Source organism: Pseudomonas sp. MF6747 (genome assembly GCF_963890955.1).
GTDB lineage: Bacteria > Pseudomonadota > Gammaproteobacteria > Pseudomonadales > Pseudomonadaceae > Aquipseudomonas.
In genome coordinates, this window is sequence record NZ_CAWPSZ010000023.1 from 1 (window position 1) to 23,427 (window position 23,427).

The 23,427-nt window shown below is 60.0% G+C and carries 21 protein-coding genes and 1 pseudogene; 8 read left to right on the plus strand and 14 right to left on the minus strand.

Translation table 11 applies throughout. The features are described 5' to 3' along the window. Positions 1–859: 859 nt before the first annotated feature. From sixA to AACW30_RS18890, 3 genes are read right to left on the minus strand one after another with little or no spacing between them, the layout of a single operon-like run. Positions 860–1,309: a phosphohistidine phosphatase SixA gene (sixA, locus tag AACW30_RS18880; RefSeq protein WP_119739586.1), complete on the minus strand. Its 450-nt coding sequence runs from the start codon at positions 1,307–1,309 to the stop codon at positions 860–862. Then, a complete protein-coding gene (locus tag AACW30_RS18885; RefSeq protein ID WP_119739584.1) occupies positions 1,306–1,653 on the minus strand; it encodes a DUF4389 domain-containing protein in 348 nt (115 codons plus the stop codon). Before AACW30_RS18885 ends, sixA begins: the two co-directional genes overlap by 4 nt. Before the next feature lie 10 nt (positions 1,654–1,663). Further along, on the minus strand, positions 1,664–2,689 hold the full coding sequence (locus AACW30_RS18890) for an NAD(P)H-dependent glycerol-3-phosphate dehydrogenase (RefSeq protein WP_200622994.1): 1,026 nt from the start codon (positions 2,687–2,689) through the stop codon (positions 1,664–1,666). A 195-nt stretch (positions 2,690–2,884) separates the two neighbouring features. On the opposite strand from AACW30_RS18890, the gene AACW30_RS18895 reads away from it, so the two are divergent. The 5 genes from AACW30_RS18895 (at position 2,885) to fabB (ending at position 9,831) form a co-directional block, all read left to right on the plus strand. Further along, complete coding sequence (locus AACW30_RS18895; RefSeq protein ID WP_325167506.1) at positions 2,885–5,005, plus strand: TonB-dependent receptor plug domain-containing protein; 2,121 nt, start codon at positions 2,885–2,887, stop codon at positions 5,003–5,005. A gap of 1 nt (position 5,006) precedes the next feature. Further along, the gene (locus tag AACW30_RS18900) at positions 5,007–5,936 is read left to right on the plus strand and encodes an ABC transporter substrate-binding protein (protein ID WP_200622995.1); all 930 of its coding nucleotides are present in this window, start codon (positions 5,007–5,009) and stop codon (positions 5,934–5,936) included. Then, positions 5,933–7,834, plus strand: coding sequence for an ATP-binding protein (locus AACW30_RS18905; RefSeq protein WP_119739576.1), 1,902 nt, complete (start codon positions 5,933–5,935; stop codon positions 7,832–7,834). Before AACW30_RS18900 ends, AACW30_RS18905 begins: the two co-directional genes overlap by 4 nt. A gap of 249 nt (positions 7,835–8,083) precedes the next feature. Continuing rightward, positions 8,084–8,599, plus strand: a complete 516-nt coding sequence (gene fabA / locus AACW30_RS18910) for a 3-hydroxyacyl-[acyl-carrier-protein] dehydratase FabA (protein ID WP_003210552.1) — start codon at positions 8,084–8,086, stop codon at positions 8,597–8,599. An 11-nt stretch (positions 8,600–8,610) separates the two neighbouring features. After that, positions 8,611–9,831 (plus strand): beta-ketoacyl-ACP synthase I, encoded by a 1,221-nt coding sequence (fabB, locus tag AACW30_RS18915; protein WP_200622996.1) that lies wholly within the window; start codon positions 8,611–8,613, stop codon positions 9,829–9,831. Positions 9,832–10,008: 177 nt separating this feature from the next. On the opposite strand, the gene AACW30_RS31595 is transcribed toward fabB, so the two are convergent. The 3 genes and pseudogenes from AACW30_RS31595 to AACW30_RS18925 form a co-directional block, all read right to left on the minus strand. Continuing rightward, the gene (locus AACW30_RS31595) at positions 10,009–10,872 is read right to left on the minus strand and encodes a methyl-accepting chemotaxis protein (protein ID WP_371924121.1); all 864 of its coding nucleotides are present in this window, start codon (positions 10,870–10,872) and stop codon (positions 10,009–10,011) included. Then, positions 10,864–11,748 (minus strand): annotated as a pseudogene (locus tag AACW30_RS31600) (MCP four helix bundle domain-containing protein); the annotation flags it as partial. The gene AACW30_RS31595 and the pseudogene AACW30_RS31600, both read right to left, overlap by 9 nt. Further along, positions 11,732–12,754, minus strand: coding sequence for an amidohydrolase family protein (locus tag AACW30_RS18925; RefSeq protein WP_200623001.1), 1,023 nt, complete (start codon positions 12,752–12,754; stop codon positions 11,732–11,734). The gene AACW30_RS18925 and the pseudogene AACW30_RS31600, both read right to left, overlap by 17 nt. A 142-nt stretch (positions 12,755–12,896) precedes the next feature. Between AACW30_RS18925 and AACW30_RS18930 the strand changes: the two genes are divergently transcribed. Continuing rightward, complete coding sequence (locus AACW30_RS18930) at positions 12,897–13,313, plus strand: OsmC family protein (protein WP_145164970.1); 417 nt, start codon at positions 12,897–12,899, stop codon at positions 13,311–13,313. Between the two features lie 64 nt (positions 13,314–13,377). Further along, a complete protein-coding gene (locus AACW30_RS18935) occupies positions 13,378–14,244 on the plus strand; it encodes a pirin family protein (RefSeq protein WP_200623003.1) in 867 nt (288 codons plus the stop codon). Positions 14,245–14,342: 98 nt separating this feature from the next. Here the strand turns inward: AACW30_RS18935 and AACW30_RS18940 are convergent, their stop codons facing one another. From AACW30_RS18940 to AACW30_RS18955, 4 genes are all read right to left on the minus strand, one after another. After that, on the minus strand, positions 14,343–15,071 hold the full coding sequence (locus AACW30_RS18940) for a dienelactone hydrolase family protein (protein WP_200623005.1): 729 nt from the start codon (positions 15,069–15,071) through the stop codon (positions 14,343–14,345). A gap of 65 nt (positions 15,072–15,136) precedes the next feature. Further along, entirely contained in the window at positions 15,137–17,041 is a 1,905-nt protein-coding gene (htpG, locus tag AACW30_RS18945; protein WP_200623007.1) for a molecular chaperone HtpG, read from the minus strand. Between the two features lie 89 nt (positions 17,042–17,130). Continuing rightward, positions 17,131–17,583, minus strand: coding sequence for a PaaI family thioesterase (locus AACW30_RS18950; RefSeq protein ID WP_106576734.1), 453 nt, complete (start codon positions 17,581–17,583; stop codon positions 17,131–17,133). Next, positions 17,580–18,056, minus strand: a complete 477-nt coding sequence (locus AACW30_RS18955) for a PaaI family thioesterase (RefSeq protein WP_200623010.1) — start codon at positions 18,054–18,056, stop codon at positions 17,580–17,582. Before AACW30_RS18955 ends, AACW30_RS18950 begins: the two co-directional genes overlap by 4 nt. A 158-nt stretch (positions 18,057–18,214) precedes the next feature. Between AACW30_RS18955 and AACW30_RS18960 the strand changes: the two genes are divergently transcribed. Further along, positions 18,215–18,472, plus strand: a complete 258-nt coding sequence (locus AACW30_RS18960) for a hypothetical protein (protein WP_106576736.1) — start codon at positions 18,215–18,217, stop codon at positions 18,470–18,472. Between the two features lie 102 nt (positions 18,473–18,574). Here the strand turns inward: AACW30_RS18960 and AACW30_RS18965 are convergent, their stop codons facing one another. The 4 genes from AACW30_RS18965 to sucC form a co-directional block, all read right to left on the minus strand. Beyond that, on the minus strand, positions 18,575–19,315 hold the full coding sequence (locus AACW30_RS18965; protein ID WP_200623012.1) for a DUF599 domain-containing protein: 741 nt from the start codon (positions 19,313–19,315) through the stop codon (positions 18,575–18,577). 215 nt (positions 19,316–19,530) lie between these two features. After that, positions 19,531–20,844 (minus strand): branched-chain amino acid transport system II carrier protein, encoded by a 1,314-nt coding sequence (brnQ, locus tag AACW30_RS18970; protein WP_106576738.1) that lies wholly within the window; start codon positions 20,842–20,844, stop codon positions 19,531–19,533. A gap of 418 nt (positions 20,845–21,262) precedes the next feature. After that, on the minus strand, positions 21,263–22,144 hold the full coding sequence (gene sucD, locus AACW30_RS18975) for a succinate--CoA ligase subunit alpha (RefSeq protein ID WP_003172813.1): 882 nt from the start codon (positions 22,142–22,144) through the stop codon (positions 21,263–21,265). Further along, positions 22,144–23,310, minus strand: coding sequence for an ADP-forming succinate--CoA ligase subunit beta (sucC, locus tag AACW30_RS18980; RefSeq protein WP_003233235.1), 1,167 nt, complete (start codon positions 23,308–23,310; stop codon positions 22,144–22,146). Before sucC ends, sucD begins: the two co-directional genes overlap by 1 nt. Positions 23,311–23,427: the final 117 nt, after the last annotated feature.

Genomic DNA, 23,427 nt, shown 5'->3' on the forward strand with positions numbered 1-23,427 from the left:
ATCCATGGCCCAACACGGCTAACCCGGCGTCCTGCCGGGTTACCCACGGATTCAAGCCTGCGTTCGGCCAGCGTGGTTTAACGGGGCGCCTAAGATCAAAGTCAAAAGCAGATCAAGATCAAAAGCAAAGCACGGCGGCCTGGTAGCCGACCTGAGTGGTTAGATCAAAAGCGATGGCGAGGCGGCCTGACAGCCGACCTGATCTTGGAAGCTGAACTCAATCAAATGTGGGAGCTGGCTTGCCTGCGATGGCATCAACTGGGTGTGCCTGATGGACCGAGGTGCCTGCATCGCAGGCAAGCCAGCTCCCACAGAAAAGCAAAAGCAGAGCGGTGCAGTGCTGGCGGCTGAACTCGGTCAAATTGTGGGAGCGGGCTTGCTCGCGAAGGCGGTGGCCAGTGACACATGAGCTGACTGACAAACCGCCTTCGCGAGCAAGCCCGCTCCCACATTTGGATCTCTGTGCATCAGATAGAGGTGCGTTGCCGTGCTGTTGATCTGCTTTTGCTTCAACCACTCAGGTCGGCTACCAGGCCGCCGTGCTCTGCTCTTGATCTTGCTTTTGACTTTGATCTGACAGGCCCCGTCAACCACGCTGGCCGAACGCAGGTTTGAATCCGTGGGTAATCCGGCAGGACGCCGGGTTAGCCGCGTTGGGCCATGGATGGCCCGTCACGGCGGCCCACGAAATCAAGCCGGAGTGAGGGCATGCCGAGCCTGGGCGAGGCACCGAGTGGTGGGGCACAGACCTTTTGGTTACTTTTGGCTGGGCCGGCATTCCGGGCGTTTGCCAAAAGTGACCCGCTGTAAGAGCGGAACCCTAAGTGGCCGTTACCGCAGCAACGGATATGCCCCCACCCTATGGACTCTCAACACCAACCAAACTCATCAACCCCGCCAACGGAAAATCCCCCTCAAGCTCCGCAAGGCTGGCAGTGTGCATCGGTTGCGGCTGACGCAAATGCCCATGCTGCAAAAAGCTGATCAAGCTCCCCACCAACGGCTGATGGCTGACCAGCAGCACATTGTCATCGGTGTCGAGCTTTTCCAATACCTGCAACGGACTGCTGTCAGGCGTCAACCACGCCACAGTACGAATCTGCGGCTCAAACCCCAACGCGTCACGCACCAAGTGTGCAGTTTGCTGCGCACGCACATACGGACTGGCAAGGATGGCGCTGATCGGCTGGCCGATCAGGTGCGCGGCGCTGCGCAACACTTCACCGCGGCCATGCTCGGTGAGGTTGCGCTCGGCGTCGGTGCGCGCATGCCCTTCGGCTTCACCGTGACGCAAAATCCACAGCTTCACAGCTTTGGCTCTTCATCACGCACCGGGTGCGGCGCCGGCGGCACGCTGTGGGCGGCCTCGCCTTCAGGAGCACGCGGGGTCGGCCAATCGGCGAACGGCCAGGGCTTCTGCTCGGTGTGAAAGCTGCCAAAACGGCCGATCTGCGCAAGGAACTGGCTGAGGCTGTCGCCAAAGTTCATCAAGCCCAGGTTCGGCGCGCCGTAGACCAGGCGATACACCAACTGCACCACCACCAGCGCACCCAGCAGGAACTGCGCGACTTGCCACACCAGGGCAAACACCAGCATCCACAGGATACGCAGGAGAATGGACTCGTATTTCGGGGCCGCTTTGGGATCGTTCATGGCGCGTTCCTCAGTTGAAACCACTGGTGGAAATAAAGTCGACATCGGTCTTGGGCTCGGCGCGCATCAGCAACTCGATGACTTGGTTCAAGGTGCGCCCTTCAAACAGGATCGCGTGCAGCCCGGCGACCAGAGGCATATACACGCCGACCTCCTGAGCTTTGGCTTTCAACACTTTAAGCGTGTTGACGCCTTCGGCCACTTCGCCCAGGCGCGTGACCGCGTCTTCCAGGCTCAAGCCCTGGCCCAGCGCGAAACCGACCTGGTAGTTGCGGCTTTTCGGCGACGAGCAGGTCACGATCAAATCACCCACGCCCGCCAGGCCCAGGAAAGTCATCGGGTTGGCGCCCTGGTTCACCGCAAAGCGGGTCATCTCCGCCAGCGCGCGCGTAATCAACATGCTCTTGGTGTTCTCGCCCATGCCCAGGGCCACGGCCATGCCGGCGATGATCGCGTAGACGTTCTTCAGCGCCCCGCCCAGTTCGACACCAAAACGGTCGCCGCTGGCGTAGACGCGGAAGGTGCGGCCATGCAACACCGCCTGGACGCGTTCACATAACGCTTCATCTTCACTGGCGACCACGGTGGCCGTCAGCGCGTGCTCGGCGACTTCCCGCGCCAGGTTCGGCCCGGACAGCACGCCAATGCGCGCCTGAGGGGCGATCTCTGCGAGGATTTCGCTCATCAGCTTGAAGGTGTGCGCCTCGATGCCCTTGGTCAGGCTCACCAGCAGCTTGCCCGCCAGGCGTTCGGCATGAGGCGCCAGCACTGAGCGCAAGGCGCTCGAAGGCAGTGCGACAAAGCACAGGTCACATTCAGTCAGCGTGGCCAGCAGATCGGTCACCGGTTCGACCGCCGCATGAATCTTGATGCCTTTAAGGTAACGGGGGTTTTCCCGATGCACGCGGATGGCCTCGGCCTGCTCGGGATCGCGCATCCATTGGCGCACCGCGTGGCCGTTCTCGGCCAGCAGGTTTGCCACGGCGGTACCAAAACTTCCGCCTCCCAGGACCGCAATAGGGCGCTGTTCAGTCATATGCAATCCGTTAATCCATACCAGTGGCGATGGCGGCATTATACGGGGCGACCCGCTTGCGGCCAGCCCCCGTATCAATTCCCGCGCTTGTCGGAAAATGCCACCGTTGTGTGAAGTAATTGCGCGGGCCACGACTGGCAAATGGCCCCACCTCAGTTAACATGGGCGGCTATCCGTAATTATCAAGGCCGTGCCGTGTATCTGGGCCCTCCTCCTCGCTCATCTCTATTGTTGATGCTGTTGTGCAGTGTGCCTGCCGTGGCTGATGACCTGTTTCTGGACAGTCAGCCGCTGCCACAGGTGCTGACGGCCACGCGCCTCAAGCAATCGGCCGCCGCCGTGCCCGGCAGCATGACCGTGATCGACAGCGAGCTGATCAAGGCCAGCGGCGCGCGGGACATCGCCGAGCTGCTGCGCCTGGTGCCGGGGATGATGGTCGGCTACACCACCGGCAACCAGGCGGCGGTGAACTACCACGGCACCAGCGCCAGCGATGCGCGGCGCATGCAGGTGTTGATCGATGGGCGTTCGGTGTACCGCGCGGGCCTGGCCACGGTGGACTGGAGCGATATTCCGGTGGCGATGGAAGACATCGAGCGTATCGAGGTGTTTCGCGGCCCCAACACAGTCAGCTATGGCGCCAATGCGCTGATGGCGGTGGTCAATATCCTTACGCGCTCGCCGTCCAACAGCCACGGTTCGCGGGTCAAAGTGATCCGTGGCGAACGTGGGATCAACGACTTCTATGCCAGCCAGGGCATGGGCTGGGAAACCGGTGACTTGCGCCTGTCGATGTCCGGGCAACAGGACGATGGTTTTGACAGCGACGCCGTCGGCGCCGACCGCCGTGACAGCCGCCGCCTCAGCCGTTTCAGCCTGGCGGTGAGCCAGACCCTGAACGCGCAGCAGAGCATCGATTTGCAACTCGACGCCAAGGAAGGCAGCAACCAGCGCCCTTACACCTACACCCCGGTATTCGCCGGGATTACCGAAGGTGGCACCAATTCCGACGTGACGGCCAAGGACTATGCCGGCTCCGTGCGCTGGAACGTCGAGTTCAACCCCGAACACAGCCTGTATATCCAGGGATCGGCCCAGCAATGGGACCGTCAGCAGGTCTGGAAAGCCTGTGACGCCAAGGTGTCGTTCAGCCCGGAACTGACCCAACTGTGGCAGCTCAACCCCAACTATGCCGAACAGTTGGCCCGCCACATGGACATCTACAGCAAGGGCACGGCCCCGTCTGGCACCGCCGCCGAGCAAGCACTCGGTAACCAGGTGCTGGACCAGTGGCGCCAGGGCGCCAGCCAGAGCGTGTGCGGCAATATCGACCAAAGCACCCGCGAAAGCCGCTATGACATTGAGCTTCAGGACACCCTGAGCCTGTCCGACAGCCTGCGCCTGGTCAGCGGCATGAATTACCGCTACGACCGCGCCGATTCCGACACTTACTTCAACGGCACACTCGACGACACCACTTGGCGCCTGTTCGGCCACCTGGAATGGCGCGCCAGCGAACACTGGCTGCTGCAAGGCGGCGCGATGTACGAAGACACCCACTTGAGCGGCAACTCGCTGACGCCGCGGGTGGCGGTCAACTACCTGATCAACCCGCGCCACGGGCTGCGCGCGGTGTATTCCGAGGCGATTCGCTCGCCGGACATGTTCGAGAACAACGTCAACTGGAGCTATCGCGTCACCAACCTCAGTTCCCCGACCTATGGGCAAAACTCCGGGCAATATTTTGTGGTAACTCGTGGCCCCGGCAACCTCGATAAAGAGTTGATGCGCTCGCGCGAGCTGGGCTACAACGGCTTCTTTGCCGACCTTGGGCTGAACGTCGACGTGAAACTGTTCTACGACGAAATCACCGACATGATCAGCTCGCCACTGCGCAACAACCAATACATTGCCAGCAACGCCAACAGCGCACGGTTTACCGGCGCCGAGTCGCAGTTCGACTGGCGCATGAGCAACGCCGACCGCCTGCGGCTGACCTATGCTTACGTCGACGCCGCTTCCAGCAACCCGCTGGACAAGGCACAAACCGCGCGCAACAGCGGCTCGGCCGGCTGGCTGCGTGAATGGGGCCAGGGCTGGTCCAGTGCGTTGTTCTACTATGGCGACGACGCGCTCAACAGGTATCGCTTCGAACGGGTCGACCTGCGGGTGGCCAAGCGCATTGCCTTGGGCAACGCCAACGTGGAGCTGGCCGGCATGTTGCAACAACGCCTCGATAACCAGCCCACCACCTGGGCCGACAACAATTACGACAGTCGCCACGTGCTCTACTTCAGCGCGGAGTTAGAGTTCTGACATGGGCGATCAGTCACGGATGATCCTGCCGTTTTTCTCCCGGCTCTGGCGGCGAGGCGTGCTGTTGGCGTGCCTGTTGCTGACCGCGCCGGCGTGGAGCGCCGACATCCTGCTGACCGCCGCCGAAGACGGTGCCGGCGTCCAGGCCTTCGTCCAGGCCCTTGCCCAGCGCCGCCCCGACGACCATGTGACCTTCACCCCGCTCAAAGACTTGCCGGCGCCCAGCCAGTTGCCGGCCAGCACCCGCCTGATCCTGTTGGACCTGCCCGGTCTTGACTGGCGCCTGCAGGATGCCCAGGGCCCGCCGACCCTGGTGCTGCGCATCAGCCGCCTGCAAGCCCGCCAGCGGCTGGGCAATACACATCCGGCCAGAATCAGCCTGTTGTGGAGCGACCCGCCGCTGGAACGTCAGCTGAAGCTGATCGCCAGCATCCTGCCCCAAGACCGACGCATCGGCGTGCTTTACGGCATCGACAGTGAATTCATGCTGCAGGAGCTGCGTCAGTATGCGGCGCCCATGGGGCTGGAAATCGTGCCGCAGCGCTGGGACAACATTAATGACAGTCGCCCCTTGCTGAACCTGTTCAAGAACAGTGATGTGTTGCTCGGCCTTGACGACCCGCAGTTGTACAACCCCAAAACAGTGAAGAACCTGTTGCTCAGCAGCTATGCCCAGCAACTGCCGCTGGTGGGCCCCAACGCCGGGTTCGTCAAGGCCGGTAGCCTGGCGAGCACCTACAGCGACCAGGCTGACTGGCTCGACGTGCTCGACCGACTGCTGAACCATCCGCCGGCCAGTTGGCCACGCACGTTGTACCCGGAACACTTCAAAGTCGTGGGCAACCCGCAAGTCGCGCGCTCACTGGGCATCGAACAGGTTGACGAAGTCGCCGTCGCCGCCGGACTGGCCGAAGGAGAAAAACGCCCATGACCTTGCGTCGTCGTTGGGACATCAACACCCGCACCCAGCTCATCACATTGGGCCCGGCACTGTTGCTGACCCTGCTGCTGATCAGCTTCTTTACCTTCGTGCGTATTCAGGATCTGCGCCAGGAACTGGACCACACCGGCCAGCTGATCGCCAACCAACTGGCCCCCGCGACCGAATACGGCGTCATTTCCGGCAACATCGATGTGCTCGACAGCTTGCTGCGCGCGACACTGGCCACCCCGCACGTGCGCTTTCTGGAGATTCAGGACAGCACCGAGAAAATCCTGTTGTACGTCGAACAGCCGTCAGAGAAGCACGACCATTCGCTGTCGGTGAAAGTGTTCCAGGCACCGATCCGTCTGCAACATATCCAGCTGGGCAATGACTTTTTCCAGGACAACCTCAACGAACCCAAGGCGCCGCGGGCAGATTACCTGGGACGGGTAATTGTCGGCATGTCCAATGACGCGTTCAGCCAGCGCCAACAGGAGATTCTGTTCAAGGCCGGGATTCTCGCCCTGTTCGCTCTGCTGTTTACCTTCCTGCTCGCACGGCGTCTGGCCGCCAGCCTGTCGCAGCCGATCAGCGCCATGGGCCACGCGGTCAAAGCGATCCAGCAAGGCGACTACAAGACGCCGCTGCCGATCGTCGACGACTCGGAGCTCGGAGACCTGTCGCGCCATATCAACAACCTCGCCGAGGGCCTCAACCAGGCCAGCCGCGAGCAACACCAGGCCATGGCCCAGTTGATCCAGACCCGCGAAGAAGCCGAACGCGCGAACAATGCCAAATCGGACTTCCTGGCAATGATGAGCCACGAGTTGCGCACGCCCATGAACGGCGTGCTGGGCATGTTGCAACTGCTGGAAACCACCGAGATGACCGAGGAGCAGACCGAGTACGCGGCGCTGGCCTCCGAGTCCACCGAGCACTTGCTCAAGGTGATCAACGACATCCTCGACTTCTCGCGCATCGAGCGCGCCGCGTTGGAGCTGGAGCATATCCCGTTCAATCTGGCGGACCTGATCAGCAGCTGCGCCCAGGCCTTCCAGCACAGCGCCCAGCAGCGCGGCCTGGCGCTGGCGTTGCCGATTCCGGCGGGCATGGAGTCCTTGCGAGTGCAGGGCGATCCGACGCGTATCCGGCAGATCCTGGTGAACCTGATCGGCAACGCGCTGAAGTTCACCGAGCATGGCACCGTCACCGTGGAGCCTCACTGGCAAACCCTCGACCATGAATTGGTCTGGTTCACATGCACCGTGCGCGACAGCGGCATCGGCATTTCCGCCGAACGTCTTGAACTGATGTTCGACGCGTTCCAGCAGGCCGACAGTTCCATTTCAAGACGTTACGGCGGTACCGGACTGGGCTTGCCGATCGCCCGCACCCTTGCCGAACGCATGGGCGGCACGCTGCGCGCCCAGAGCGAAGAAGGCCGAGGCTCGGTGTTTACCCTGGAAATCCCGCTGGCCATCGACCAGCAAAGCCTGCCGACCATCGACCTGCGCGCCGAAGGCAAAACCAGCGCCGGTGACGGCCGCCATGTGTTGCTGGTAGAAGACAACCCGGTCAACCGCACCGTGGTCGAAGCCATGTTGCGCAGCCTGGGTTTTGAAGTGAGCCTGGCCACCGACGGCGCCGAGGCGATCCGCAGTGCCGAGAGCCTGATATTCACCGCCATCCTGATGGATTGCCGCTTGCCGCTGATCGACGGCTATGAAGCCACCCGCCAGATTCGCCAACTGCCCGGCTGCGCCAATCTGCCGATTATCGCGCTCACCGCCAACGCGTTGCAGGGCGATCGCGAGGCCTGTTTGGCAGCCGGAATGAACGATTACCTGGCCAAGCCGTTCAAACGCACGGATTTGCAGCAAATACTGCAACGTTGGGTGCAATAGCGCTGCGCCATCAACCAACTGCGACTGGCGTGAAACACGAAAGTGCGGCAGTCTTAGGCACCCGAACGGGCCTATAAACAGGCTCGGTTTAAAATTTCAGTGAACAAGTGTACATTCAGTGCCTTGACGCTGTGACTTTCACTACAACGCAATAGTCTATGTGTAGGCTGCCGACATGAGGCATGAACGCTTCATTCGGTTCGGGAAGATTTGCCCTACCCTGCCGCATGGGATTATTGAGGAGCTCGCATGACCAAACAAAACGCCTTTACTCGGGAAGACCTGCTGCGCTGCAGTCGCGGTGAGCTGTTCGGCCCAGGTAACGCGCAACTGCCCGCCCCGAACATGCTGATGGTGGATCGCATCACCCATATCAGCGAAGAGGGTGGCAAGTACGGCAAAGGTGAATTGGTCGCCGAGCTGGATATCACCCCTGACCTGTGGTTCTTTGCCTGCCATTTCGAAGGCGACCCTGTCATGCCAGGTTGCCTGGGCCTCGACGCCATGTGGCAATTAGTCGGCTTCTACCTGGGCTGGCAAGGCCTGCCGGGCCGCGGCCGGGCACTGGGTTCGGGCGAAGTGAAGTTCTTCGGCCAGGTCCTGCCGACCGCCAAGAAAGTCACCTACAACATTCAAATCAAGCGCGTCCTCAAGGGCAAGCTGAACCTCGCAATCGCCGATGGTTCGGTCACTGTCGACGGTCGCGAGATCTATACTGCCGAAGGCCTTCGGGTCGGCGTATTCACTTCCACTGACAACTTTTAAGGGTTATCCGCATGCGCCGCGTCGTTATCACTGGTCTGGGCATTGTTTCTTGCCTGGGCAATGACAAAGAGACCGTCACCGCTAACCTGCGTGCAAGTCGCCCTGGCATCCGCTTCAACCCGGAATATGCCGAAATGGGTCTGCGTAGCCAGGTTTCCGGCTCCATCGACCTGCCCCTCGAAGAACTGATCGATCGCAAGATCTATCGCTTCGTCGGCCACGCTGCCGCCTACGCCTACCTGGCCATGAAAGACGCCATCGCCGATTCCGGCCTGAGCGAAGACCAGGTATCGAACGTACGCACTGGCCTGATCGCCGGCTCCGGCGGCGCATCGACCCTCAACCAGATGGAAGCGCTGGACATCCTGCGCGAAAAAGGCGTGAAGCGCGTTGGCCCGTACCGTGTAACGCGGACCATGGGCAGCACCGTTTCGGCTTGCCTGGCCACGCCATTCCAGATCAAGGGCGTGAACTACTCGATCTCCTCCGCGTGCGCCACCAGTGCTCACTGCATCGGCACTGCGGTCGAGCAGATCCAGCTGGGCAAGCAAGACATCGTCTTCGCCGGCGGCGGTGAAGAAGAGCATTGGAGCCAATCGTTCCTGTTCGACGCCATGGGCGCGCTGTCCACCCAGTACAACGAAACCCCGGAAAAGGCCTCCCGCGCCTACGACGCCAAGCGTGACGGTTTCGTCATCGCCGGCGGTGGCGGCATGGTCGTGGTCGAGGAGCTGGAACACGCTATGGCCCGCGGTGCGAAGATCTACGCGGAAATCGTTGGCTACGGCGCCACGTCCGACGGCTACGACATGGTTGCGCCAAGCGGTGAAGGCGCTATCCGTTGCATGCAGATGGCCATGTCCACCGTGGATACCCCAATCGACTACCTGAACACCCACGGCACTTCGACCCCGGTCGGCGATGCCAAGGAAATGGAAGGCGTGCGTGCGGTATTCGGCGACAAGGCTCCGGCGATCAGCTCCACCAAGAGCCTGTCCGGTCACTCCCTGGGCGCCGCTGGCGTGCACGAAGCGATCTACTGCCTGCTGATGATGGAAGGCAACTTCATGGCCGGTTCGGCCAACATTGAAGAGATCGACCCGGTCGTTGCCGATATGCCGATTCTGACCAAGACCGTTGAAAACGCAAAAATCGATACCGTGATGAGCAACAGCTTTGGCTTTGGTGGCACCAACGCTACCCTGGTGCTGAAACGCTGGCAGGGTAAGTAAGACCTGTAAGCTGAGCATGTGAAAAAGCCCCGACTGGTTCGGGGCTTTTTTATGCGTGGCTGGATTTGAGACCGAGTCGCCGCATCGCAGGCAAGCCAGCTCCCACACTTTGATGTGTGAACGCAGTCAAATCTGGGAGCTGGCTTGCCTGCGATGGCGTTAACTCGGTGTATGGCCCTATACCGAAAACCGCGCCACCATCGTGTTCAGGTCCACCGCCAACCGCGACAACTCCTGGCTCGCCGCACTGGTCTGGTTTGCCCCGGTTGACGTCTGATGCGCCAAATCGCGAATATTCATCAAGTTGCGATCCACCTCGCGCGCCACCGCGGCCTGCTGCTCCGACGCGCTGGCAATTACCAGGTTCCGCTCGTTGATCAGGGTAAACGCGGACGCAATCTCTTCGAGCGCCGTGCCCGCCGACTTGGCGATGCCCAGCGTGGACCGTGCCCGCGTATTGCTCTGCTGCATCGAACTCACGGCCTGATCGGTGCCCTGTTGAATGGCGCTGATCATTTGCTCGATTTCCTGGGTCGACTGTTGCGTGCGGTGGGCCAAGGCCCGCACCTCATCGGCGACCACCGCAAACCCACGCCCGGCGTCGCCGGCGCGGGCCGCTTCAATGGCCGCATTCAAGGCCAGCAAATTTGTCTGTTCGGCAATTGAGCGAATCACATCCAGCACTTTGCTGATGCCATACACCTTTTGCGCCAGTTCCTCGACCTGGGTCGCATTGGCGGTCACATCCGTGGCCAGGGCCTCGATCGACTCGACCGTCTGGTGCACCTGTTCACGCCCATGCTGGGCAATGCGGTCGGACTCACGGGAGGCTTGTGACGTCGCCACGGCGTTGCTCGCCACCTCCTCCACCGCCGCCGTCATCTGATTAACCGCCGTCGCCGCCTGTTCGATTTCCTGATTCTGCTGGTGCAAGCCGCGGGTAGCGTCCTCGGTGACGCAACTGAGCTCCTCGGACGCCGAGGCCAATTGGTTGGACGATTCGGCAATGCGCCGAATGGTATCGCGCAGGTTCTCCTGCATGCCTTTGAGCGCTTGCTGCAAACGCGCCGGCTCGTCGCTGCCCGTCACGCTGATTTCACCCGTCAAGTCGCCACTGGCCACGCCTTGGGCGATTTTCAACGACTGTGCCAGCGGCAGCACGATACTGCGGGTCAGCCACACCGCCAGCCCGATGGTGATCAGCGCGGTGACCACGATCATGCCGACCACCCAAGTGCGAGATTGAGCGAACACCCGTTGCGCCAGGCTCGCAGCCTGATTGGCACTGGCCTTGTTCAAGGCCAACAGGTCGTGCAGCGTCCCGGCCATCTCATCGGCAAGTTGATTCATCTCGCCGTTGACCACCTTGATCGCGTCTTGCAATTGATCGGCCTTGGAGAACGCCATGACCTGTTCCTGGCGCTGCAGGTATTGCTGCTCCTCGGCCTTGAAGCGATCAAACAGCGTGCGCTCTTCGGGCAACACAATCAGCGCTTCATAGAGGGTTTGCGCATGGTGCAGGCCACTTTTGAGCTCGGTGAGCTTTTGCTCGTTCTGCGCCAGCGCCTGTGGGTCACGATTGACCAGCAAGCGCAGGGTCAGCGCACGAACCCGCAACAGGTCCTGGCTCATCTCCCCCACCGCCATCACGCTGGGCAACCAGTTGTTTTCGACCTGATCCGACTGCTGGCGCATATTGGCCATCTGCAACAGGGCAAAGCCGCCCAAGGCGAACACCATCATTGCCAGCACGCCAAAGCCCAAACCGGCGCGGGGGGCGATATTCAGACTACGGATACTCATTGCCTGGATTCCTTCCAAATGCGCTGCATTCACCTGCAGCGGGTCTTCTGAAAGGTATCGGCCCGTGGTCAATATTGCGTAAGACGAAAAAGCGATATCAATGTGCCTGCTCATCGCGAACTGATTTCGGCAGAACCGCCAGGAAATTGTCTCGCGCCACCTTGCGGGCTACCTCCTCAGGCAGTGCGTCGAGAAAGGGTGCAAAGCGATGCATTTCCTTACCGAGCTTGTTGAAGCGCCCTACAACATCCGAACCCAGCATAAAACGCTCCGGGAAGCGATCTACCAGCTTTACCCACTCGGGCCGAGGCTTACCCGCCTCATCGAGCAAGTACGGCGTGAGCATGCTCCAGGACAGGTCAATGTAGAGATTGGGGTATGCCTCAAGCAGGCGGCTCAAGGTCGGCAGAAGAAAGTCCATCTGCACCTGATGACGATGAATCTCTTTGCTGGTGCCGGCATGGGCCCAGATAAAGCGGGTATGCGGGTGGTTGCGCAGCGATTCTTCCACCTCCGGCAGGTACAGCGGGTTGCGCTCGCGCTTGGACGTAATGTTGGCGTGCAGCATCACCGGCAGATCGTTTTCGGCGGCGAGGTGATAGATGCGCGTCATGGCTTCGTTGTTGGCGCGCGGGGTGTCGCCAGCGGTCAAGGCGGTGAGGTCATCATGGCGCGTGAACACCTCACCGATGCCCTGCCAAAGCCCGGGGTTGAGATCCAGCATGCGCTGGATATGGGCCGCGGAGTTTTTGTCGTTAGGGTTGAAGCCGGATAGAAACGGGTGAAAGTGCCGACGCTGCTCAGGCGTGAGTTTGTTCACCGCAGCCGCAACGATTACGTCAGTGGCGCTGTACCAATAGGCATCGGCATCGTCACCGGCGTAGTAACGCGGGCGCTTGGGTTCATCTTCGTGCCATTTTTTGGCGACGGGGATACCGGAAATCATCACGTGTTCGATGTGAGCGTCGGCCATCGCCTTGAGCAATGTATCCATGCCCGCCGTTTCCTGGAAAAAATCCACGTAGTGCAAGTGCGCGTCGCTGTAGGCATAGTCGCGCGCCTGCACCGCAACGCTGGCGGCGGCGAGCAGCAGGGCGACACTCAGGCGGGTCAGGGGCACGGTAAAACCTCGCTATTGGCTAAGAACGGGTAGACCGTGTGCACTGCGCCACGGTTCATCGGCCGAAAAACGCGGAACACCTAAGTGCCAGCATGTTCTATAACTGCATGACCTTCATCCTGCCAACCTTGTGAGGTTCACCATGCCCGTTACCGTCAACACCCTGAACCACGACAACTTTCGCCACAGTGTGAATATCAATAACCACGAACTGTTCACCGACCTGCCCAAGAGCCTGGGCGGCGACGACTCGGCGCCCTCCCCGCACGACTATTTCGATGCTGCCCTGGCCTCGTGCAAGGCTTTGACCGTCAAGCTCTACGCCCAGAAAAAAGATATTCCGCTGACCGGCGTGACCGTTGAAGTCACCCATGACAGCACCGAGGAGCAAAAAGGCAAATACAAACTCAACGTCAAGCTGACCCTCAAGGGCGTGCTCACCGACGCGCAGCGCGACGAGCTGCACCACGTGGCCGATCGCTGCCCGGTGCACAAACTGATGACCACCGCCGACGTCACCATCGAGACCACGTTGTCCGAAGGCGCTTTCAGCCAATAGCGCCAACCTCCCGTCGAGCGGGTTATGCTCTTGTTCCCCTAACCCGCTCAGACAGGGACGCACCATGCCCATCCTCACCGTGATCCGCCCGCGTGCCGAAGAGATCGAGGGTCAGCCGATCCTGCGCCCGCTGCCATCGCGCGAATGCCGCAGCGTCGGGCCGTTCGTGTTTTTCGATCACATGCTTCTCACGCGCTATGCGCCGGGTACCGGCATGAACATCCGCCAGCACCCGCATATCGGGTTGTCCACGCTGACCTATTTGTTTGAGGGCGCGTTGCAACACAAGGACAGTCTCGGCTCGGACCAGGTGGTGCAGGCCGGCGACGTCAGCTGGATGACCGCCGGCAGCGCGATTGCCCACGTCGAACGCACGCCTGCGGCACTCAAGGCCGACGGTTTCAGCCTGCATGGGCTGCAAGTGTGGCTGGCCTCCCCCAAGGACCATGAAACCGGACCCGGGCATTACAGCCATCACGCGGCGGCGAGCTTACCGGTCAGCGACAACCTGGGCGTGCGGATTCGCCTGATCGCAGGCGCCGGCTTCTGCCTCAAATCGCCCGTGCCGGTGCTCTCGCCCACCGTGTATGCCGACGTGCAGATGCAGACGGCCACGACGCTGCTGATCCCGGATGAATACGAGGAACGGGCGGTGTATGTGCTGGAGGGCGAAGCGCAGTTGGACGGTGAGGCCTTGGCGGTGCATAGCCTGGCGGTGCTGCCTGCCGGGCAGGAAATGACGCTGTTTGCTGAAAGTGATTGCCACCTGGTGGTGTTTGGCGGCGCGCCGTTGGACGGGCCACGGCGGATCAATTGGAATTTTGTCGCGAGCGACCCGGCGATGATCGAACAGGCGCGGCAACGATGGGCGGCCGGGGATTGGCCGACAGTGCCGGGGGAAACTGAAAGAATTGAGTTGCCTGGGAGATAGCCATCGGGGGCAAGTCCCCTCCCACATTTTGAATGTATTCACACTTCAAGTGTGGGAGGGGCTTGGCCCCCGATGAGGCCCTAACAGGCGCCGAAGATTCAGCCCTTGAACACTTCATCCAGCAAGTTGTGCATCGACTGGAACGCACGCGCAGCGGTCTTTGCGTCATACATCATCTTGCCCGGCACATTGGCGTGCGGGTCGGTGAAGGAATGCACGGCGCCACCGTAGCTCAGCAGTTGCCAATCCACACCGGCCGCGTTCATTTCATCTTCAAACGCTGGCAGTTGCTCTTTCGGCACCAAGGGATCGGACGCACCGTGCAGCACCAACACCGAGCCTTTGATGTTCTTCGCATCGGCCGGGTTCGGCGTGTCGAGGGTGCCGTGGAACGACACGGCGGCCTTCAATGGGGCGCCGGTACGCGCCAGCTCCAGGGAGCAGCAACCGCCGAAGCAAAAACCAAAGGTCGCAAGCCTGGAGGTATCCACCGCCGCCTCGGTCTGGCCTTGCAGTTGCTCGAAGGCCGCCTGCATGCGCTTGTTCAGCAACGGGCGATCATTCTTCAACGGCATCATGGCCGCGCCGGCTTCATCGCCATTGGAGGGGCGCACGGTTTGGCCGTACAGGTCGGCGATCAGCACCACGTAGCCCTTGGCAGCCACGCTTTTGGCAATCTCTTCAGCTCCTGCACTCACACCCATCCAGTTCGGCGCCATCAGCAGACCCGGCAGCGGGCCCTGGTGGCTGGCATCGAACGCCAGGCGGCTCTCATAAGACTGGCCATCAATCTGATAGACCATGGAACGCACAGTGACTTGGCTCATCATTTACTCCAGTTGAGATGCGTAGAACGAAAAAACCCGCCGAAGCGGGTTTTTCTACAACGGTGTTAAACCGACAGTTCAACCAACAGCTTGTTCAGTCGGCGCACGTAGGCGGCCGGGTCTTTCAGGCTGTCGCCAGCGGCGAGCGCCGCCTGGTCGAAGAGGATGTGCGACAGGTCGCCAAAACGCTCTTCGCTTTGCTCGCCATCGAGTTTCTCGATCAGCGGGTGAGCCGGGTTGAATTCGAAGATCGGCTTGGAATCCGGAACCTTCTGACCGCTGGCTTCGAGGATCTGACGCATCTGCATGCCCAGGTCCTGCTCGCCAATGGCCAGGATCGCCGGCGAGTCGGTCAGACGGTGGGAAACCCGCACTTCGCTGACGGCATCGCCCAAGGCGGTCTTGATTCGTTCAACCAGGCCTTCTTTGGCCTTGGCGACTTCTTCGGCTTCTTTTTTCTCCTCTTCGGAGTCCAGGTTACCCAGGTCCAGGTCACCACGGGCCACGTCGACGAAGGTTTTGCCGTCGAACTCGCTGAGGTAGCTCATCAGCCACTCATCGATACGGTCGGTCAGCAGCAGCACTTCGATGCCTTTCTTGCGGAAGACTTCCAGGTGCGGGCTGTTTTTGACCTGCGCGTAGGTTTCACCGGTCAGGTAGTAGATCTTGTCCTGACCTTCCTTGGCGCGCGCCAGGTATTCGGCCAGCGACACAACCTGCTCACCGTCATTACCCAGGGTGGACGCAAAGCGCAGCAGGCCGGCGATTTTTTCCTTGTTGGCAAAATCTTCCGCCGGGCCTTCTTTCATGACCTGGCCGAAGTTTTTCCAGAAGCTCTTATATTGCTCTGGCTCGTTCTTCGCCAGTTTCTCCAGCATGTCGAGTACGCGCTTGGTCAGCGCCGACTTCATGGAGTCGATGATCGGGTCTTTCTGCAGGATTTCGCGCGACACGTTCAACGACAGGTCGTTGGAGTCGACCACACCCTTGATGAAGCGCAGGTACAACGGCAGGAAGGATTCCGCCTGGTCCATCACGAACACGCGCTGCACGTAGAGCTTCAGGCCTTTTGGCGCTTCACGCTGGTACAGGTCGAACGGCGCACGGGCCGGTACGTAAAGCAGCGAGCTGTATTCCAGCTTGCCTTCGACCTTGTTGTGGCTCCAGCTCAGCGGGTTTTCGTAGTCGTGAGCGATGTGCTTGTAGAACTCCTGGTACTCCTCGTCCTTCACCTCGGTGCGAGGACGGGTCCACAGGGCGCTGGCACGGTTGACCACTTCCCATTCCTGGGCAGGTTTTTCTTCGCCCTCGACAGCCGCCTGTTCTTTAGGCAGCTCGATTGGCAAAGCAATATGGTCGGAGTACTTCTTGATGATGTTACGCAGGCGGTAACCGTCGGCGAATTCATCTTCACCGGATTTGAGGTGCAGCACGATGCGGGTGCCACGGTCAGCCTTGTCGATGGTGGCGATTTCGAACTCGCCCTCACCTTTGGAGGACCAGTGCACGCCTTCGCTGGCGTCGAGGCCGGCGCGACGGCTGAACACTTCAACCTTGTCGGCGACGATGAAGGCCGAGTAGAAGCCCACACCGAACTGACCGATCAGGTGCGAATCTTTTTTCTGGTCGCCCGACAGGTTTTTCATGAAATCGGCGGTGCCGGATTTGGCGATGGTGCCCAAATGGGTGATCGCGTCTTCGCGGCTCATGCCGATGCCGTTGTCTTCGAGGGTGACGGTCTTGGCGTCTTTGTCGAAGCTCACACGAATTTTCAGTTCGGCGCCACCTTCCAGCAACTCAGGCTTGGACAGGGCTTCGAAACGTAATTTGTCGACAGCGTCTGAGGCGTTCGAGATCAATTCGCGAAGGAAGATTTCCTTGTTGGAATACAGCGAATGGATCATGAGGTGCAGCAGCTGCTTCACCTCGGTCTGGAAGCCCAGGGTTTCCTTTTGAGTTTCCACACTCATGGTCATCAAACTCCAATTGGATGGCAGTGGCCGCGCCCTTGAGGGTTGGCGGCGGGTTGTCATCAAAGTTGGGGGCTAAGACCAGGATTTCAAGGGCGCGCCGATTCCTCGATTTTGAAATGTGCACGGGCGGTGGCAATCGGTTCGGCCGGGGTACTTTGCCAGGCGGTGATTGCCACATTGGCAACTCGGCGGCCCTGGCGCCAAACCTGGCATTTGGCGTAAGTGTCGCGAAACTGGCCGGCGCGCAGGTAATCGAGGGAAAAGTCGATGATTTTCGGAATGCCGGGCGAGCCGGTAAATACCAGCAGGTGCAACGCCGCCGACAACTCCATGAACCCGGCAATCACGCCACCGTGCAGCGCCGGCAATATCGGGTTACCAATGTTGTCCTTGTTGGCCGGCATGCGAAACAGCAATTCATCTCCCAGACGCGTGCACTCAATGCCGATCAGCTTGGCGTAGGGAATCAGGTCGAGCAGCGCTTCATAGTTACCGCGCTCATGGGCCTGTTCGAGACGGGTTTTGAATCGGTGTGTCATGCTCGCTCTCCCTTGATGGTGCTGCCCAGCCCTTCGGTGCCCTTGAGGCGCTTGCCCATGCGCATGAATGTGCCCACCACATGGGCGATCGGCTGTTGCGGGTCGTCCTGATAAGCGAAACCACGGGTGAAGATCACGTCGGTGGTCACTCGGTAACATTGCGCAAAGCCATAAACCGGTTTGTGCGGTTCGGCGGGGTGCATGTAGTCAACGCGCAGGTCCAGGGTTGGGCACACCTCGAACTCGGGCAATACACACAGGGTTGCCATGCCGCAGGCCGTGTCCATCAAGGAGGTCAATGCGCCGCCGTGAATCACGCCGGTCTGGGGATCACCGACGATATGCGGGGCGTAAGGCAGGCACAGCGTCATGCCTTCGTCGCTGGCAGCATGGACGGTGATGCCCAGCACCTGGCAATGGCGCAGCGCCGAAACAAAGCGCGTGGCACGGGCTAACAGGGGATTTTCGGTCATGTGGTCTAGACTCTTGTTAGTGTTGATCCGCGGAGTATGTCGTGCGGTTGAAAGTTCCTTGATCACCGGTGTTTATATATCTGGGGAATAAAAGGAACTAATGCTGACCCCCTAGGCTCGAAAGGCCAGTAGATATCTTCAATAAGGAGAAACACCCCATGCGCAAGACTTTAGCTATTTCCATGATGCTCGCCGCCGCCCTCGGCCTCGCTGCCTGCGATAAAAAATCCGAAGACAAAGCCCAAGATGCACAGTCGCATTCTGAGCAAGCTCAGAAGGACATGGCGAAAGCACAGGATAAAGTGAACGACGCTGCAAAAGAAAACGCCGATGCTGCCAAAGCTCAGGCTGATGCAAACGCTGAAAAAGCGAAAGAAGACGGTACCGCTACTCCAGTAGCACCTGCCAAGCCTTAATAGCCTGGCAAGTGCTGCGAAAGAAAGCCCGCTTACATAGCGGGCTTTTCTTTGCCTGCTGTTTAGTCGTGGGTCAAAAGTTGGACTAACCGGACGCCCTAGTTAAGACACTGCGTCTTTAGCCACTTCGGATGCCGGCGTATCGGTCGGGGTATAGACCATCACCTGCAGTACGTCGGAATGAAACTCCCGACGGTACAACACCACCACTACCCCACCGCTCATCAACATGAACAACCAGGGGCTGACAAACCAGGCGAGCATGGTCATGCCGAAATAATAAGCGCGCAGGCCAAAGTTGAATTGGTTGGCGGCCATGGAGATCACTCTGGCTGCTCGCAGCGCAAACGCTTTGCGCTCCTGCTCCGATACATGCCGCTCACCGATCATCGGCGCCGACCCCACCAGCACCGCGGCAAAGTTGTATTGGCGCATACACCAGCTGAAGGTGAAAAACGCGTAGACGAACACCAGCGCCAGGCACAGCAGCTTGATTTCCGACATGCCTTGGGACGCCTGCTGCACCATGGGTATGTCCGCCAGCACCGACACCGCCCGCTCGGACGCACCGAGCACGGTAAGAATGCCGGCGAGGATGATCAACGTGCTGGAGGCGAAGAACGAAGCGTTGCGCTCCAGGTTGCCGATCACGCTGGCGTCGGCGATGCGGTTGTCGCGCAGCAACATGCGGCGCATCCAGTCCTCGCGATACAAATGCAGCACGCTGGCCAGGCAGGCGGTGTCACGGGCCTTCCAAGTGGCGTATCGGGTGTAACCCCCCCAGCACAGGACGAACCAGAGGGCGGCGAGCAGGTGGACCTGATGGGTTTCGATGAACGACATGCGGGGCCTTATACGCAGTGAATGGGGACGAACTCGGTTCAAATGTGGGCGCTGGCTTGCCTGCGAGAGCGGTAGATCGGGTGATGCAGCAATCGCAGGCAAACGAGCTCCCACACTGACCGTGCTTCAACTTTAGAGGGGAGTAGTCTCACAGGCATAAAAAATGCCCCGTATCGATTGATACGGGGCATTTCGATGCCGCGTGAAACCGCTCGTTACGCGATGGCTTCGCTACGCTTGCCGAGCATGCGATCAACCACAAATGCAACGACCAGCGTCATCACCGACGGCACCAGCCATGCCAGGCCTTGCTCGCTCAGCGGCAGGTGCGCCAGCTGGGCAGGCAACCAATCAGCCAGGCCTGCGCCCTTAAGCGCATCGATGCAACCAAAGATGAACGACACCAGCATTACCGGGCCAACGATACGGCCCTGCTCCAACCAGAAGTCTTTGCAGAAGCTCAGGGCCACCAGCACGATGCACGGCGGGTAGATTGCGGTAAGCACCGGAATCGAGAAGGCGATCAGCTTGGTCAGGCCCAGGTTGGACACAAACAGCGAGAACAGCGCCAGGATCACTACCAGCGTCTTGTAGGACAGCGGCAGGATTTTGCTGAAGTACTCGGCACACGCGCAGGTCAGGCCCACAGCGGTGACCAGGCACGCCAGGGAGATCAACACGGCAAGGAAGCCGCTGCCCAGAGAGCCGAACGTGTGTTGCACGTAAGCGTGCAGCACCGCCGCACCGTTGCTCGCACCGGCGGCCACGGCATGGCTGCCTGAGCCCAGGCGGAACAGGCTGACGTACACCAGCGCCAGGCCCACGCCGGCAATCAACCCGGCAATGATTGCGTAGCGGGTGATCAGCTGTGGCGATTCGACGCCACGGGAACGGATGGCATTGACGATGACGATCCCGAACACCAGCGCGCCCAGGGTATCCATGGTCAGGTAACCATTGATGAAGCCTTGGGAGAACGGTGCGGCCACGTATTCCGGTGTCGCCACGCCGACATCACCGGCCGGCAGGGCAAATGCAGCGATGCCCAGAATGGCCAGGGCGATGATTTTCAGTGGCGCCAGGAAGCGACCGACAGTGTCCAGCAGGCGGCCCGGGTACAGGGACACGAAGAACACCACCAGGAAATACACCGAGCTGTATAGGAACAGCGCCAGCGGGCTTTCGCCAGTCAGCGGCGCCAGGCCCACTTCAAACGAAACGGTCGCGGTACGCGGGGTGGCGAACAGCGGCCCTACCGCCAGGTATGCCGCCGCCGCGAGCAGGCCGCCGGCGATCTTGCCGATCGGGCTGCTCAACGCGTCCATACCGCCGCCGACCTTGGCCAGGGCGATGACGGTGACCACCGGCAGACCGACCGCGGTGATCAGGAAGCCCAGCGCTGCCATCCAGACGTGAGGCCCGGACTGCAAACCAACGATAGGCGGGAAAATGATGTTGCCGGCGCCCACGAACAGGGCAAAAGTCATAAAGCCTAACGCCAGGATATCCTGGCTTTTCAACACTTTCATTTCAGGAAATACCACACTACTGAATCGGAATTTAGAGAGGGATTCCCTGTGGATGAGGGAACTGCTGCCGGTCCTTATGGGGACCGACCGGTCTGGCGCGCGGCTTCCTTTTGGGATGCGGACGCATAAAGAGGCGGCTAGAGTACAGAATTGGGCTGACAAACGCACTGTTGCGGGGCGAACTGTCCGATAAGCGACATTCAAATGTCGCGTTTTCATACTTAACGTTGTTAATACAGAACAATGTGGGAGCGGGCTTGCTCGCGAATACGGTCTGTCAGTACCCAATTTACCGACTGATCCTGCGCATTCGCGAGCAAGCCCACTCGCACATTTTGATCTTCAACAATCTTTAGAACGCACAAAGGCCACCCGAAGGTGGCCTTTGTGTGGGTGAAGCGTCAGCTAAGCGCGAGGCTTACTTGACAGCCCAACCCGTCAGCTCAGCCAGGGCTTTGCCGATGTCTGCCAGCGAACGCACGGTTTTAACGCCTGCGTCTTGCAGTGCAGCGAATTTCTCGTCTGCAGTGCCTTTGCCGCCAGAGATGATTGCGCCAGCATGGCCCATGCGCTTGCCCGCAGGGGCAGTCACACCAGCGATGTAGGAAACAACCGGCTTGGTCACGTGTGCCTTGATGTAGGCAGCCGCTTCTTCTTCAGCCGAACCGCCGATCTCACCGATCATCACGATCGCTTCGGTCTTCGGGTCTTCCTGGAACAGCTTCAGGATGTCGATGAAGTTCGAGCCTGGGATCGGGTCACCGCCGATGCCGACGCAAGTCGACTGACCGAAACCGGCGTCAGTAGTTTGCTTCACAGCTTCGTAGGTCAGGGTGCCGGAACGCGAAACGATACCGACCTTGCCTGGCAAGTGAATGTGACCTGGCATGATGCCGATCTTGCATTCGCCTGGGGTGATCACGCCTGGGCAGTTAGGGCCGATCAGGACTACGCCCAGCTCGTCGCACTTAACTTTAGCGTCCAGCATGTCCAGGGTAGGAATGCCTTCGGTGATGCAAACGATCAGCTTGATGCCGCCGAATGCTGCTTCCAGGATGGAATCCTTGCAGAAAGGAGCTGGAACGTAGATCACGCTGGCGGTGGCGCCAGTGGCAGCTACAGCGTCTTTCACGGTGTTGAACACTGGCAGACCCAGGTGCTCGGTGCCGCCTTTGCCCGGCGTTACGCCGCCAACCATCTTGGTGCCGTATTCGATGGCTTGCTGGGTGTGGAAACTACCTTGCGAACCGGTAATACCCTGGCAGATAACTTTGGTGTCTTTATTGATCAGGACGCTCATTATTTGCCCTCCGCAGCTTTGACAACTTGTTGAGCAGCGTCGGTCAGGCTGGTAGCCGCGATGATGTTCAAACCGCTTTCTGCCAGTACTTTAGCGCCCAGTTCAGCGTTGTTACCTTCAAGGCGAACAACAACCGGGATTTTAACGCCGACTTCTTTCACTGCACCGATGATGCCTTCGGCAATCATGTCGCAACGAACGATGCCGCCGAAGATGTTAACCAATACTGCAGCGACGTTGGAGTCGGACAGGATGATCTTGAACGCTTCGGTCACGCGTTCTTTGGTAGCACCGCCGCCCACGTCGAGGAAGTTGGCTGGTTTGCCGCCATGCAGGTTGACGATGTCCATGGTACCCATGGCCAGGCCAGCACCGTTGACCATGCAACCGATGTTACCTTCCAGCGCTACGTAGTTCAGTTCGAACTTGGCAGCGTGCGCTTCGCGCGGATCGTCTTGCGACGGATCGTGGAAAGTCTTCAGCTTAGGCTGACGGTACATGGCGTTGGCGTCGATGTTGATCTTGGCGTCGAGGCAGTGCAGATCGCCGTCAGCCTTGATCACCAGCGGGTTCACTTCCAGCAGGGCCAGATCGTGATCCTGGAACAGTTTGGCCAGACCTACGAAGATCTTGGCGAACTGGGCAACTTGCTTGCCTTCCAGGCCCAGCTGGAAAGCCAGCTCGCGACCCTGGAATGGCTGAGCGCCAACCAGTGGATCGATAGTGGCTTTCAGAATTTTTTCTGGGGTTTCGTGAGCGATCTTCTCGATGTCCACGCCACCTTCGGTGGAAGCCATGAACACGATGCGACGGCTCGAACGGTCAACGACAGCGCCCAGGTACAGCTCTTTAGCGATATCAGTGCACGATTCAACCAGGATCTTGGTGACTGGTTGGCCATTGGCATCAGTCTGGTAAGTCACCAGACGCTTGCCCAGCCACTGCTGTGCGAAGGCCTTGGCGTCTTCTTTGCTGCGAACCAGCTTAACGCCGCCCGCTTTACCGCGACCACCAGCGTGGACCTGGGCTTTGACAACCCACTCGGTACCACCGATTTTGTCGCAAGCTTCTGCTGCTGCTTCCGGGGTGTCTACTGCGTAACCCTTGGATACTGGCAGGCCGTATTCAGCGAACAGCTGCTTACCCTGATACTCGTGAAGATTCATGCTTTTTACCGTCTTCGTTAGGTACTGCGCATTCGGCGCTGCGCTCATTATGAGTGCCGCGCCACCTGTGACTGCTGCTTGCACAACTTCCAGGGCTTAACGCCCGTAAAGCTGCGC

Coding starts and splice junctions, on each gene's coding strand:
- AACW30_RS18950 (WP_106576734.1), bottom strand. CDS start 17,583: ATGACACACCGATTCAAAACCCGTCTCGAACAGGCCCATGAGCGCGGT.
- AACW30_RS18930 (WP_145164970.1), top strand. CDS start 12,897: ATGCCCGTTACCGTCAACACCCTGAACCACGACAACTTTCGCCACAGT.
- fabB (WP_200622996.1), top strand. CDS start 8,611: ATGCGCCGCGTCGTTATCACTGGTCTGGGCATTGTTTCTTGCCTGGGC.
- AACW30_RS18965 (WP_200623012.1), bottom strand. CDS start 19,315: ATGTCGTTCATCGAAACCCATCAGGTCCACCTGCTCGCCGCCCTCTGG.
- AACW30_RS18890 (WP_200622994.1), bottom strand. CDS start 2,689: ATGACTGAACAGCGCCCTATTGCGGTCCTGGGAGGCGGAAGTTTTGGT.
- AACW30_RS18955 (WP_200623010.1), bottom strand. CDS start 18,056: ATGACCGAAAATCCCCTGTTAGCCCGTGCCACGCGCTTTGTTTCGGCG.
- AACW30_RS18960 (WP_106576736.1), top strand. CDS start 18,215: ATGCGCAAGACTTTAGCTATTTCCATGATGCTCGCCGCCGCCCTCGGC.
- AACW30_RS18935 (WP_200623003.1), top strand. CDS start 13,378: ATGCCCATCCTCACCGTGATCCGCCCGCGTGCCGAAGAGATCGAGGGT.
- fabA (WP_003210552.1), top strand. CDS start 8,084: ATGACCAAACAAAACGCCTTTACTCGGGAAGACCTGCTGCGCTGCAGT.
- AACW30_RS18940 (WP_200623005.1), bottom strand. CDS start 15,071: ATGAGCCAAGTCACTGTGCGTTCCATGGTCTATCAGATTGATGGCCAG.
- AACW30_RS31595 (WP_371924121.1), bottom strand. CDS start 10,872: ATGCAGGAGAACCTGCGCGATACCATTCGGCGCATTGCCGAATCGTCC.
- AACW30_RS18885 (WP_119739584.1), bottom strand. CDS start 1,653: ATGAACGATCCCAAAGCGGCCCCGAAATACGAGTCCATTCTCCTGCGT.
- AACW30_RS18900 (WP_200622995.1), top strand. CDS start 5,007: ATGGGCGATCAGTCACGGATGATCCTGCCGTTTTTCTCCCGGCTCTGG.
- brnQ (WP_106576738.1), bottom strand. CDS start 20,844: ATGAAAGTGTTGAAAAGCCAGGATATCCTGGCGTTAGGCTTTATGACT.
- AACW30_RS18905 (WP_119739576.1), top strand. CDS start 5,933: ATGACCTTGCGTCGTCGTTGGGACATCAACACCCGCACCCAGCTCATC.
- htpG (WP_200623007.1), bottom strand. CDS start 17,041: ATGAGTGTGGAAACTCAAAAGGAAACCCTGGGCTTCCAGACCGAGGTG.
- sucC (WP_003233235.1), bottom strand. CDS start 23,310: ATGAATCTTCACGAGTATCAGGGTAAGCAGCTGTTCGCTGAATACGGC.
- sucD (WP_003172813.1), bottom strand. CDS start 22,144: ATGAGCGTCCTGATCAATAAAGACACCAAAGTTATCTGCCAGGGTATT.